This window comes from Nitrosopumilus maritimus SCM1, from assembly GCF_000018465.1.
GTDB lineage: Archaea > Thermoproteota > Nitrososphaeria > Nitrososphaerales > Nitrosopumilaceae > Nitrosopumilus > Nitrosopumilus maritimus.
The window spans coordinates 1,165,410-1,178,005 of sequence record NC_010085.1 but is presented as its reverse complement, the minus strand read 5'-3'; the positions used below and the strand labels follow the sequence as shown (position 1 = coordinate 1,178,005).

The 12,596-nt window shown below is 35.6% G+C and carries 19 protein-coding genes; 14 read left to right on the top strand and 5 right to left on the bottom strand.

Annotated elements, in window-relative coordinates; translation table 11 throughout:
• The first annotated feature begins 96 nt into the window (after window positions 1-96).
• The 7 genes from NMAR_RS06885 to NMAR_RS06855 all read left to right on the top strand — a co-directional run bounded on the left by NMAR_RS06885 (window position 97) and on the right by NMAR_RS06855 (window position 5,080).
• On the top strand, window positions 97-1,122 hold the full coding sequence (locus tag NMAR_RS06885; RefSeq protein ID WP_012215668.1) for an ABC transporter substrate-binding protein: 1,026 nt from the start codon (window positions 97-99) through the stop codon (window positions 1,120-1,122).
• Window positions 1,122-1,886 carry an ABC transporter ATP-binding protein gene (locus NMAR_RS06880; protein ID WP_012215667.1) on the top strand — a complete coding sequence of 255 codons (765 nt, stop codon included), beginning with the start codon at window positions 1,122-1,124 and terminating at the stop codon, window positions 1,884-1,886. The genes NMAR_RS06885 and NMAR_RS06880 overlap by 1 nt, the downstream gene beginning before the upstream one ends.
• A gap of 5 nt (window positions 1,887-1,891) precedes the next feature.
• A complete protein-coding gene (locus tag NMAR_RS06875; RefSeq protein WP_012215666.1) occupies window positions 1,892-2,650 on the top strand; it encodes an ABC transporter permease in 759 nt (252 codons plus the stop codon).
• Between the two features lie 55 nt (window positions 2,651-2,705).
• On the top strand, window positions 2,706-3,089 hold the full coding sequence (locus NMAR_RS06870) for a DUF6659 family protein (protein ID WP_012215665.1): 384 nt from the start codon (window positions 2,706-2,708) through the stop codon (window positions 3,087-3,089).
• A gap of 109 nt (window positions 3,090-3,198) precedes the next feature.
• On the top strand, window positions 3,199-3,663 hold the full coding sequence (locus NMAR_RS06865) for a winged helix-turn-helix transcriptional regulator (RefSeq protein ID WP_012215664.1): 465 nt from the start codon (window positions 3,199-3,201) through the stop codon (window positions 3,661-3,663).
• A gap of 129 nt (window positions 3,664-3,792) precedes the next feature.
• Window positions 3,793-4,437, top strand: coding sequence for a hypothetical protein (locus NMAR_RS06860; RefSeq protein ID WP_012215663.1), 645 nt, complete (start codon window positions 3,793-3,795; stop codon window positions 4,435-4,437).
• A gap of 1 nt (window position 4,438) precedes the next feature.
• Window positions 4,439-5,080, top strand: coding sequence for a hypothetical protein (locus NMAR_RS06855; protein ID WP_012215662.1), 642 nt, complete (start codon window positions 4,439-4,441; stop codon window positions 5,078-5,080).
• A 44-nt stretch (window positions 5,081-5,124) separates the two neighbouring features.
• On the opposite strand, the gene NMAR_RS09795 is transcribed toward NMAR_RS06855, so the two are convergent.
• Window positions 5,125-5,286 (bottom strand): hypothetical protein, encoded by a 162-nt coding sequence (locus NMAR_RS09795; RefSeq protein WP_187146525.1) that lies wholly within the window; start codon window positions 5,284-5,286, stop codon window positions 5,125-5,127.
• 72 nt (window positions 5,287-5,358) lie between these two features.
• Here NMAR_RS09795 and NMAR_RS09790 point away from each other — a divergent pair, with 72 nt between their 5' ends.
• On the top strand, window positions 5,359-5,523 hold the full coding sequence (locus tag NMAR_RS09790; RefSeq protein WP_187146524.1) for a hypothetical protein: 165 nt from the start codon (window positions 5,359-5,361) through the stop codon (window positions 5,521-5,523).
• A gap of 41 nt (window positions 5,524-5,564) precedes the next feature.
• Here NMAR_RS09790 and NMAR_RS06850 read toward each other — a convergent pair whose 3' ends face one another.
• The 3 genes from NMAR_RS06850 to NMAR_RS06840 form a co-directional block, all read right to left on the bottom strand.
• A complete protein-coding gene (locus NMAR_RS06850; RefSeq protein WP_012215661.1) occupies window positions 5,565-5,885 on the bottom strand; it encodes a hypothetical protein in 321 nt (106 codons plus the stop codon).
• A gap of 81 nt (window positions 5,886-5,966) precedes the next feature.
• Window positions 5,967-6,419 carry a DsrE family protein gene (locus tag NMAR_RS06845; protein WP_012215660.1) on the bottom strand — a complete coding sequence of 151 codons (453 nt, stop codon included), beginning with the start codon at window positions 6,417-6,419 and terminating at the stop codon, window positions 5,967-5,969.
• 58 nt (window positions 6,420-6,477) lie between these two features.
• Entirely contained in the window at window positions 6,478-6,975 is a 498-nt protein-coding gene (locus NMAR_RS06840) for a winged helix-turn-helix transcriptional regulator (RefSeq protein WP_187146523.1), read from the bottom strand.
• Window positions 6,976-7,099: 124 nt separating this feature from the next.
• On the opposite strand from NMAR_RS06840, the gene NMAR_RS06835 reads away from it, so the two are divergent.
• The 6 genes from NMAR_RS06835 to NMAR_RS06810 all read left to right on the top strand — a co-directional run bounded on the left by NMAR_RS06835 (window position 7,100) and on the right by NMAR_RS06810 (window position 11,376).
• Window positions 7,100-7,873 (top strand): rhodanese-like domain-containing protein, encoded by a 774-nt coding sequence (locus tag NMAR_RS06835; protein WP_012215658.1) that lies wholly within the window; start codon window positions 7,100-7,102, stop codon window positions 7,871-7,873.
• A gap of 95 nt (window positions 7,874-7,968) precedes the next feature.
• Window positions 7,969-8,406 carry a universal stress protein gene (locus NMAR_RS06830; protein ID WP_012215657.1) on the top strand — a complete coding sequence of 146 codons (438 nt, stop codon included), beginning with the start codon at window positions 7,969-7,971 and terminating at the stop codon, window positions 8,404-8,406.
• Between the two features lie 344 nt (window positions 8,407-8,750).
• Window positions 8,751-9,614, top strand: coding sequence for a PEFG-CTERM sorting domain-containing protein (locus NMAR_RS06825; RefSeq protein WP_012215656.1), 864 nt, complete (start codon window positions 8,751-8,753; stop codon window positions 9,612-9,614).
• A gap of 102 nt (window positions 9,615-9,716) precedes the next feature.
• Window positions 9,717-10,133 carry a universal stress protein gene (locus NMAR_RS06820; protein ID WP_012215655.1) on the top strand — a complete coding sequence of 139 codons (417 nt, stop codon included), beginning with the start codon at window positions 9,717-9,719 and terminating at the stop codon, window positions 10,131-10,133.
• 8 nt (window positions 10,134-10,141) lie between these two features.
• Window positions 10,142-10,999: a CBS domain-containing protein gene (locus NMAR_RS06815; RefSeq protein ID WP_012215654.1), complete on the top strand. Its 858-nt coding sequence runs from the start codon at window positions 10,142-10,144 to the stop codon at window positions 10,997-10,999.
• Between the two features lie 53 nt (window positions 11,000-11,052).
• A complete protein-coding gene (locus NMAR_RS06810; RefSeq protein WP_012215653.1) occupies window positions 11,053-11,376 on the top strand; it encodes a hypothetical protein in 324 nt (107 codons plus the stop codon).
• A gap of 7 nt (window positions 11,377-11,383) precedes the next feature.
• Here NMAR_RS06810 and NMAR_RS06805 read toward each other — a convergent pair whose 3' ends face one another.
• Entirely contained in the window at window positions 11,384-12,484 is a 1,101-nt protein-coding gene (locus NMAR_RS06805; protein ID WP_148680336.1) for an MFS transporter, read from the bottom strand.
• Window positions 12,485-12,596 lie beyond the last annotated feature (112 nt).

Here is a 12,596-nt window from a genome sequence, read left to right as displayed (position 1 = left end):
TGATAGGCTTGATTGCGATTTTTTTCATTGAAAAATTTCTGGCTAGCTTGAGCTAAAATTCGATGATTATTTAACCGCCAAATATAACGCTGTTTTATGAAAATTCGTTCGGTAATTGCTGCAGGAATTGGGGCAATTATCGTATTTTCTGCACTTGGAATTGCTCTTAGCTCTAGTGATACTACCTATGAAAATAAAATTCGGATTGCTTACTTTCCAAACATTGGCCATGCCATTCCAATTGTAGGGATGGAAAAAGGATTCTTTGCAGAGCATCTTGGTGATGATGTAAAGATTGAAACCAAAGTTTTTGATAGCGGACCTCAAGCAATAGAATCTCTATTTGCAAACTCTATTGACATTGCATATGTCGGTCCTGGACCTGCAATTAATGGATTTTTGAATTCTAATAATCAAAATGTAAAAATTCTTGCTGGCGCTGCAAGCGGTGGTGCAAGTTTCATTGTACATCCTGATTCTGAAATAAACACTGCAGATGACTTTGCAGGAAAAAAGATTGCTGCCCCTCAAATTGGAAACACACAAGATGTTTCACTGCGTCATTTTTTGGCTGAAAACCAACTAAAGCCAGCTGAGAAAGGTGGAAACGTTGTTGTATATAATATTCCAAACCCTGACATCTATACTTTGTTTGTAAAAGGTGACATTGATGGTGCATGGGTTGCAGAACCTTGGGCAACAATTTTAGAAACCGAACTTGATGGAAAAAGATTATTCCATGAAGAAGAACTTTGGCCTGACAAAGAGTTTGCATCTGTTCTCTTAATTGGAAATGTAGATTACATTGATAAAAACAGTGTAGTATGGGCTGACTATATTCGTGCACATCATGAAACGCAAATTTGGATTGAATCAAATCCTATAGAAACTAGAAATGTTTTCAATGACTTTCTTGATTCTTACTTGGGACAATCACTTTCTGATGATGTTGTAGATGTTGCACTATCCAACATTATGATAACTGCAGATCCAAAACCAAACTCTGTGGTCTCATTTGCTGAAAAAGCAGATACTTTGGGATATCTTGGAAGAAATGGATATGATTTGTCTGGAATTTTTTACAGCTTTGATACAAATTCTCTAGAGGAGGCCAGCACGTAATGACCAAACTAGAGGCCAAAAATATTGTAAAGTACTTTAGCCATGATTCTCACAAGCTCAAGGCTCTAGGTGGAGTAGACCTCAAAGTAGAGTCTGGTGACTTTGTATGTTTGATTGGGCCCTCTGGATGTGGAAAGTCGACATTTTTGCGCATAGTTGCAGGCTTGGAAAAGCCTGATGAGGGTCAAATTCTCTTTGATGGCCGTCCTGTAAGTGAGACTGGACCTGAAAGAATCATGGTCTTCCAAGAAGGTGCATTGTTTCCGTGGCTTACAGTCCAAGACAACGTAGAGTTTGGACTAAAGATGGCCGGAATTCCAAAAGAAGAACGTGCAAAGATATCTCACAGATATCTTGACATGATGCAATTAACAAAATTCACTGATTCGTACACTTACCAACTTTCAACAGGAATGAAACAACGTGTAGCAATAGCAAGAGCTCTTGTGATGGATCCTGACGTATTACTAATGGATGAACCATTTGCAGCACTTGATGCACAAACTCGTGATTTGTTGTTAGTTGAGATGCAGTTGATCTGGGAGAAAACAAAAAAGACTATTCTGTTTGTAACTCATAGTGTTGCAGAAGCTGCAGTACTTGGAACCAAAGTTGCTGTTTTTAGTAACCGTCCATCAACAATCAAAAAAGAAGTTGAAAATGATTTTCCTAGACCAAGAGTTTCTGAAGATGAATCATTATTAAAATTCCAACAAGACTTGCTATCTGAACTAAGACCTGAGGTAAAGAAAAACAAACAGTGATTGATATGGCAAAGAATTACACCCCTCACAGAATTGCATTTTACATTGGTATTATCGCTGTTTGGCAAATAACTGCAATGACTGGACTTTGGCCTGATAATGTTTTTCCATCTCCATATGAGGTAGCTGAAGACTTGGCATATGGTGCAGCTGATGGAAGCTTGTTTTATGGTATTGCAACTAGTATGTGGAGATTGGCAGTTGGACTTGCAATTGCAATTGCTGGTGGCATTGTTTTAGGAATTTTCATGGCAAGAGTTGAAGTTGTAAATCAAACTGTTGGTTCTTTGGTATTGGGCTTACAATCAATTCCATCAATTGCATGGGTGCCACTTGCAATTCTTTGGTTTGGTTTGACTGATGCAGGAATTATCTTTGTTACTGCAATTGGTGCAATCTTTGCTGTAACCATTAACACCTACACTGGTGTCAAAAACATCAATCCTCACTTTATTGAAGCTGCAAGAAATATGGGTGCAAAGGGCAGTCAGCTAGTTACTGCTGTGCTGATCCCAGCTGCATTTCCATACATGATTTCAGGCTTTAAGCAAGGCTGGGCCTTTGCTTGGAGAGGTGTAATTGGTGCTGAAATTCTGTTTTCATTCCTAGGACTGGGCTTTTTGCTCAATGCAGGACGTTCACTAAATGATGTTTCTCAAGTAATTGCAATAATGCTTGTAATCATGGGAATCGGACTTGCAGTAGATGGTGTTGTCTTTAAGAAATTAGAAGACAAGGTAATGTCCAGATGGGGATTACGTTAATCAAAAAAAAAAGAAAAAAATTATTATTTTTATTCTATACTGTCTTAGATAACTCATGTCTTCTGATGAAATTACAAAATTTGAGCAATCTTGTCAGAAAATTCTAGAATTGCCCAAAATTCGATTTGTTGGTGTGATAAACAATATGGGCAGCAAAATTGCAGGCAATTTTAAAGAAGGTGTAACATCTTTTCTTCCTGATAAGGAAAATCGTAGAATGTATGTTCAATTAATGCTAGAATATATGATGCGAAAAGATTTTGATGAAAAATTAGGTTCTATTGATTACATTGTTTCAAGACGTACTAATGTCACTATGATCAGCATTCCAACTAAAGAATATCTTGTATTGATATCTGCAGAACGAGATGCCAACGCTCAAGATATAGTTCGAGAAGTAAATTCTGCATTTACTTCACTTCCAGATGTTAAACCCTAGTGATTGAACAAAAACATAGGCGCTGAGTCTATGGTTAATTTTCTGAATAAACCAGTACATTTGACAAATGAACCAGTTGTTTTTTCACCATTTTTGAAAAATCGTCTGTGTGTCTGATAGAGAATCTATGCTAACTGAAATAATTCATAAAAACCCTGGATTACACTATAGTGAGATAATTCGAGTATCTGGATTAAAGAACGGTGTTCTTTCTTACTATTTGACTAAACTAGAATCAAATGGAACAATCAAAATTGAACGTGAAAAAAACAAAACTAGATTTTTTACGCCTACAATCACGCATGAGGAAATCCGGATTATTGTTTTTTTAAGAAAAGAAACATCACGACGTATTTTGTCTGTACTAAGTGATTCAGATGGTCTCAAATTCAAAAGAATTGTAGAAAAGGTGGGAAAATCTGCACCAACTATTTCTCAGAATTTATCTAAACTAATAGCGTCTGATTTAGTGGTTTTGAAACTTGAAAATTCTGAAAAAAAATATTATCTTAAAAGAAATTCTACGCTGAAAAAATTAATTAAAAAATGTCAAATCAATAATTCTTACAAATAATTTTGAAAACAACTTTAAAAATTGCAATACTGGTATGTTTTACAAACGTAAAATGATTATTTCTAATCTACCAGTACAAGTTACTAATGTACCAATTTTGTTTTTAATATAATTGAAAAATTAAATTCAATGACTTTTCTAACACAGAAAAAAACATCTATGATTGCAGGCACTGCAATTCTAACAATTGCGTTAGCATTTGGTGGTTATTCATTTGCAAGTCACAGCTTTGAGGCTGGAGTATCAGGTGATAATATTCCTGATAACACACACATCTCTTTGAATGGTATTACATTGGGACCTGGTGAGGTCATGCCTTTGTACGATGCAAGTCCAAATTTTGTATCTGGCCATTTCTTACTAACTGATGAATGTGTACCTGTAGACGACGATACAAATGCACCAAGAGTTGCAGTAATTGCCGGACATATTGATGAGCACAACAGCGCTACCCATATTGAGCCAATGCCATTATTCTACATTGATCTGGTTTCCAACGGAGACAACAGATGTGTATGGCATGCACATATTCCAGATCCACTTAATGGTGGAGCACCAAGAGTTACTGATATAGCAATTGCTAATCTGGGAACCTCTGATGTTACATTCTCTGGACAACACATTGTTGATATCAATATCCAAAGCGTTCTAGGAAACATTGCTGATGCTCCATATACGGATGGTCCATATGTTGACTTGAGTGCTAACACAATCTATGACCTAAATGATGACGAACATGATAACGATGGATTAGGACATGGAGGTCATGACTAAAATGTTCTCAAAGAATACTTCAATGTTTATGATTGCATCTGTTGCAACAGTAATGTTGTTTTCAGTTGCTTCATCTGAGGAAGCCTTTGCACACGGTGGACAAGTAGTTTCATTTACTTTGCCAAACGGTGATCAACGTTTTATCACAATTATCATGGGACATAGCAACGAACCAACAAGAGCACAAGAAGCAGGAAAATGGTCTGGTGAACATAACATGGAGTTATTCATTAGTGACACTAGAACTAAACTAAATCTTGCAGAAGCTGATTTGAAAGTTGACAAATTCTATTACAAAAATGATAGACAGTACAACAAAGCAGTGGAAAAAGGTTTCAAACCTTTAGTAAAAGATGCTGATGTTGGCGGTGTTCATGGTGATCCAGGTCATTATTATGCTAGACAAATTCTAGCACAACCAGGAATCTATGGTTACCATGTAACTGGAACTGTTGACTACTTTGGTGTAATGGATGTTCCAATAGATGTAAAGGCAATTTGTCGTGATGCTCCTGACGGAGGCTCAGCATTCAACAATCCTTCATGGTTTGGAGGCTTTGGTTGTACTGCTGACATTGATGACGGCAAATTCCCAGCAAAAGGAAAAAAGTCTAATCACAATAACGACGATAAAGACGATTAACGTGATTAATTGACTATTCCAAATCATTTTTTCTTTTATTTTTTCTAAACTCCAAAAACTTCTTCTAATTCTGTTCTAGGCCAAGTTGGTTTTGTTGGTTTTCTAATTGATTTGCTAATGTCTATGTGTCTTGATTTGTATGCTGAAATTCCAATGAATACAATTGAACCTGCCATCCACAACCCAAAAAATGTATTCAAATCCATGAAACCATTCTGTAAGATTTTCTTAAAAACACTCCGAATTCTTTATGAGTGCTAACTCCATCACTCTGATAATTGACTGGTAAAATCATGCCTCTAAGATGTACTCATCTTACAGTTCATACTGTAATGTGCATGTATTGTGGAATGGTTATGTGTTCAGATTGTAAATTAAAACATAATTCAATCCATGTAAAAAATGGAGATAAAAAAATTCCAGAATCTGAGTTTGAAGATTAAATGATTTCTTACTAGAAATAAAAAAAGAAAAAAGAAATTGTCTATGGTTGAACTGCCATGACTCTTTCTTGAACTTTGTCATAGAATCCGTTTACTTCCATTGCTGGAATGTAAAATGAGGCTGAAACAACATCGCCTACCTTTGCGCTACACTCAGAGACTACGACACTTACACCATACATTGATTCTCCAACACAACCATACTCTGTAACTTCAAGTACAGTTATGGCTTCAGTTACTTCTACTGGAACAAAGTTCCATGGCGTTAACAATAGAATTAGCATAACAGCTAATCCTCCTGCCATCAATGCAATCACTGGAATTACTGGTGGTTTTTTTTGAGTTGTTTTTTGTTCTAACATTTGATTTTATTACGTCAAAATTTCTTAAATAATAATTGGAGACATTATCGAATGATTTTCAAATTAAAAAATAAAAAAGGATTAGTAATCTAAGATTACTGCACCTGAATCAATCAATCTCTGCATTTTAGGCATGTTTGGATGTGAATCAATTTCAACTCCTGGGAGCATATCACTCATACTGAAACCTGCCATGCCAACACAGTGCTGACATGCAATTACTCTTCCACCGTCTGCAAGAAATTGCTGTAGAAGATCATTGGATGCAGATAGATTTGAGTCTGGTTGATTAACCCCTGCTTTTACGCCATCTACATCAAGTAGAACTGCAACATTTTTTCCACTATCTAGCATTGCCTTTGCATGTTGAACCCCCATCAATACCCTGTGATTCTCATCAGATGTAATGTGGACCATTACTGTTCTTGCATATGCATCAGCAGGTTGTTCTTGTGCTGGCAATGCAGTTACTGCAAGCAGAAATACTGCTGCAAACACTGGAATAGACAGTGAATATTTTAGATATCCTTTCATTGTGAAAACTAGCACATTATGATAAAAAGCAGGTTTGGCGATTTTGTCGAATGTACCACTATAATGCCAAAAAGATATCTTCAGAGTGCTCTAGTTTTTCATCAAATAATTTAGTGAATTCTTTTTTGAATGTTTTTTTGAAAAGTTCTTTGTCTTTTACCCTGTAACATTGCTTGCCATCTTTTTTGCATTTCTCAACTACTCCTTCTTTCACAAGTTCAGATACATTCCAGGATATTGTTGAAGGACTTTTGTCAATTTTTAGGGTAAGATCTTTGAATGATGGATTACCTTCTACCATAATTCTAAAGAGTATCTCTTTTTTTGTTGGCTTGCGCATATTCCTAATTACTGGGAACTCTTTTTCTTCAACATCTACTGGATAGTACCTATGATATCTAGAACGTTTCTGTGTCCTTACGACTCCATCTTCTGTTAACTGTCTCAAATAATGTGTAACTACACCATTTTCAAAACTAGACTCTTTTATCACTCCCCTAACATGGATTCCAGGATTTGCTTGAATAATTTTTAGAATCTTTGTCTTTCTATCCAATGTATAGATTAGATGTTTTTTACATATCAACTTTGATACATTTCTCTGAAAAAATTTCATATGATTGATTCAACTCTCAAAGCATTTGATTATCTTTAAGTAAAGCTCAGAGTAAATTATCTCATTGAATAAAGTAATACCTGTAGGAATTGGAATTGCTGTAATTGTGGTAATTGCAATGGCTGCAGGATTTATCGGATATGAAGTTGAACCAACTCCTTCAGCAATCCCTATTGATCAACCATTTTCAATATCCTCAAGTGAACTAGAACAACAAATGACACTTGATCCTAATCTAGTAGTAATTGATATGCGGAATTCAAACTCATATGTGGATGGACATATTGCAGGTTCTTCAGTTGATGTAATGGAAGGTGCAACACTTGATAAGAGAATCAAAACAATGTTTGGCAGAATTCCTGAAGTAACACAAAATATGCATGTCGTTCTTGTTGGAGATTCCCAAAGTAGTGCATTAAACTCAGCACAAATTATGAATGATGCAGGAATTAAAACCTCTTTTCTTGTTGATGGGATACAGTCTTGGGATGAAAACCTTTCAACAAAGATGACTCCAACTGTAACCTCTTCAGAAGAACTCTATGAACAATTACAAAATCAAGATGACGTTTATCTTCTTGATGTACGAGAACCTTCTGAATTAGAAGTTACCATGATTTCAGGAAGCAAAAACATTCCATTAGCAGATATCTTTATTGAAGAAAATTTGTCTGAAATCCCAACTGATAAACCAGTAGTAATTATTTGTGGTTCTGGCAATCGTGCAACCATAGCAACATACGAGTTGGCACAACATGGAATTGACTTTCAGGTTTTAGAAGGTGGCATCATTGCATGGGATGCATATCTGGATGAAAACAATCTGCCTAAACACTGAAAATTTTACCTACCAAAGTTCTGAACTAGAATCTATAATTATCATACCTGATTTTTGAATTTAAGAATAAATATTCAAAATAATGTCATACTTTATTGGAAAAGATTTTGATTCCGTTTGATGGTTCAGGCTATTCTCAAAAGGCTTTTGATAAAGCATTGGAGATTGCCGAAAAATTTGCATCAAAACTTATCGTTACCACTGTTCTGCAATCCAAAGTGTCAGAATCTGCGGGTATTTCACTTGAAAGAATGCAGGAGATTCAAGATGAAGAGACAGACACTGCAACAGCTATGCTAAAAGAACTAGAATCACAAGCAAATGCCAAAAATGTACCATTTTCACTGGAAGTTATTCACAACCCTTCGCCTTCTGATGGAATAGTATCTTTTGCTGAAAAGAACAATGTTGATCTTATTGTAATTGGTTCTCATGGAAGAACTGGTTTTAGAAAGCTTGTATTGGGAAGTGTTGCAAACGGAGTAGTCGCACAAGCTAAATGCCCTGTATTGATAACTAAAGGAACAGAATAACAAAATAGGTTCAGGGCCTATTTTATTTCTAAACTTGATTTTCTTGTTTTTTTCTACTAAAAAATGACCACCATTTTTTCTTAGAATTTGTATTGTTTGTTGTATTTGATTCTGTCATGTATGTGATTAAGTTGAATTCATTTTAATCAAATTGGTACATTTCTAATTTGTACTGGTTTGTTTTTCAAAAATTCTTAATTGATAAAAAAATTGAAAAATAAACCAAGCTGAAGACTATAGCCCATTTCTCAAACATAATTTCGCAAAGTTCTAAAAAATACAATTGGTACAATTGAAAAATGTACCAGATCAATAATTAACAAATTTTCAAAATTCTTCTTTATATGAAATCAAAAACAGTTCTATTGGCAATCATGACTGTGGTTATTAGTACTGGAAGCATCAATGCTTTTGCAGATCATCCTCAAACTGAGATCTCTGTTGCTCCTGGCGCTAACCTCCCTGGTTGTGAAACTGCTGATGAATGTCTTGTTTCTTCTGAGGTTACAGTTAATGTTGGAGGAGAAGTGATTTGGACAAACAATGCTGAATCAAATACTACAATTTCAAGTGGAAATCCTGATGATGGACCTGATGGTATGTTTGATTCTGGATTACTTGGTCCTGGAGAAAGCTTTACCCATACATTTGATGAACCTGGAGAATACTCTTACTTTTCAATGATTCATCCTTGGATTCAAGGTGTAGTTATTGTACAAGAATCAGGAGATCATGACGAACACAGTGACGAGCACGGTGATGAACACAGTGACGAAATGATGATGCCAGAAGGTGATGCAACTGCAATGGGTATGCTATCTGATGGTACAATGGTTTCAATTTGGACTTCAGTCCCAACTGCAGGTGAAGCAATGGAAATTTCTATTGAGTTCAAAGATGCAGAACATGTTAATCATGACATAATGGTTACACAAAACGGTGATGAAGTTTTGCACGATGAAGGTGCACATCATCATGAAGGCACTGGCATGCATATGACTGCACCCCTAAGTTCTGCTGACCCAGTAGACATTACTATCACCTTCCAAGGTTATGGTATTGACGAAAAGACAGGACCAATTGGTGAAGAAGTAGTATTCACAAACGTTGTTCCAGAATTTGGTACAATTGCAATGATGATACTAGCTGTTGCAATCATAAGCATCGTAGCAGTCACTGCAAAATCTAGAGTAGTTCCAAGATTTTAGGAATTTTTTCCTTTTTTCTTTTATTTTTCCAATGATGATACTTGATTTCTTTTGTGAAAATAGGATTCACTGTTAATATGGAAGTATTTTTGGAAATGATTTATGGATCTTAACAGAATTTTAGTTCCACTAGATGGTTCAAAAAAATCCTTTCAAGCCTTAGATAGAGCCTTAACTTTAGCAGGATTCACTCATGGACAAGTTACTTGCATTCATGTAATTCCTCATGTTATTGATGGAGGCCCACGAACAAAAACATTTGATAAACAACTCCAAGAAGACGGAAAAATACTACTCAAAAAAGCAGAAAAACGAGCAGGAAACAAAAATGTAAAGTTTTCAACCAAACTTCTAAGAGGCTCCCCTGGACATGTGACACTTCACACTGCAAGAACAGGAAAATTTGATCACATTGTAATGAGTACTACTGGTTCAGGAAGTGCATCAAAAGATATGATTGGAAGTGTATCAAATCATGTTCTTCAAAAATCCAAAATACCTGTGTATCTGATAAAATAGGTGTCTTTTTGTCTGAACTAGTTTCTATCTCTCAAAAACCAATTACATCTGATAGTAATGAATCTCTAGACAAAATCATCACAAAGATGCTAAAGGACAACATCAGTCGGATTGTTCTTACCCAAGGAAATTCACCTGTTGGAATAATTACAGAAAAGGACATTGGATTGTTTCTTCTCACTGATGATACTGAAAGAAATCTTGCAGATATCCCTGCCTCGCAGATTATGAATAATTTCACATCCGTCAATGAATCAATGAGTGTTGAAAAGTGCGTAGAGCTTATGCTTGAACAAAATATCGGTTCTTTAGGAGTATCTTCATCTCAAAATGAACTTGTTGGAATAATAACAAAAACAGACATTGCAAAATATTATTCTCAAAACTATGTGGGCAAACACACGGTTGGAGATATTATGACAATATCCTACATTGCAGCAAACTCTGATGACTATCTAAAGGATGTTGTACAAAAAATGGTTGAAGAGAAAATCTCTAGAATTTTTCTAAAGAATAAAGAAAATGATCCTGAAGGCATTTTGACTTTTCGTGATTTATTTCATGTTGCATTAGAGAAGGGAAATACTGATGCTGTTCTTGATAATGCTGATGATGCAATCTCTGTGGTGTTTACTAGAAAAGGATTTTTGTCTGACTCTGGATTCGGAGCAACAACTATGGCAAAAGATGTCATGACAAAATCATTTGAAACAATAGATTTTGAAGAAGAGTTAACTGTAGCTTGTAAAGTTATGGCACAAAACAAGATTAATGGTCTAGGTGTAAAAATCAATGGAAAACTTGGAGGTGTCCTTAGTAAAACAGATACCCTCAAAGCAATCTATGTTGATAACCACTCAAAATAATCTAAAAATCTTTTACACAAGATCTTTAAATCTAAAATAAACTACAATAACACATGTCAAAGATTCTGTATTCTGATAAACACATCCAAATCTTTGAGGATAAGATTCGGTTCAAGTCTTGGTGTTTGCCTTGGGGGAAAAAGGACGTCAAACTATCTCATGTCAAAAAAATCTCTGAAAAGAAGATGGGTCTGTTCTCAGGCAGGCTGAGAATCTCTGGTTCTAATAATTTCAGAGATTGGTTTCATTTTGATGCAACAAGGCCTACAAAGAAAAAGGCTATTGTACTTGAGACTGATTTTCATGTGTACAAACGACTATGGATTACGCCTGAAAAACACAATACTGCGTTTAACATTATTAAAAAACTGATTTAGTTCTGGATTATTTTTTGATTTTCAGTGATACTGCAAAGGCACTAACAATGATGGCAATTGCAAAGTACATCACTGCAACATAGTCAAATGCAAATGCAATTCCACCTGCAATTACAGGACCAACTACTGTTGCAATTGATAGAGTTGAGCTAAATATCCCAGTTGAAGTTGAACGTGGGTTGTTGTCCATTAAGTGAAAGTTTCCACCAATAAACAAGAATGCCCATGTTGCACCAACCAGTGACATAAATGGCATTGCCATCCACCATTCAGTTACAAATGACAACCCTACAAAAACAAATGTTGTAGAGCCGACTCCTATCTTGAATTTAGTGACATTTGATAGATGAATTTTACTTGCCATTACATTCATCAAAATAAAAGCAGTCATTGTGTTTGCAGTATACACAATTGAAATGTGGTATAGTTCTCCTCCCCATCTATCTACAATCATTATTGGAAGAATGGTCCAAACAGCAGCAGCACCAATATGTCTTAGCAGTAATGACAAGAAAAGAAATTTGTTTTTTGAAATTACTCTTTTTGTAGTTCCAGGCTCTACTTCTTTTTCTTGCTCAGGATTTGGGAGTCTGATTGTAAATAACAGCCCTACTACAAATGATGCTGCACTTATCAAGAAAATTAACTGCAAGTCATTTGCAAGTCCAGCTGCTGCAATTCCTGCCATCCACCCTAATGCATGAAATGAGATTACTGTTGCTGCTCTTTTTTTGTCAACGTTTGCTTCATAGGTATATGCAATCATTGCTGGAATCATTATTCCACTTGCAATTCCTGCTGCAATTCTTACCAGAAAGAACATGGAAAGATCTGTTGCAAAGTAATGCATTCCAAATGCTATTGCACAGCCGATGAATCCAATTCTGATGAACTTGAGCCTGGTTCCCTTCTTGTCTGAGTGCCTACCAAAGTAGATTTCCGAGAGAATCTGGGCAAAACTAAATGAGGCTACCAAAAGGCCTATCTCAAAGACTGATTCTGTGACGCCTTGAGCAATAATAGGCATGAAAACAAAGACAATTGAGATACCAGCGTGCTGAAAAAATGTGGCACTTCGTACTAAATTGTTTACTTGAACTTTTTGCATAAATGTACTTGAAAATTCCGTTTGACCTAATTTCAACATACGTATCATTACTACTACAGTTGGTGGTTTTTTCTGAAAAGAGTTAAACTGTACAGATTCATTTTGAAATTAA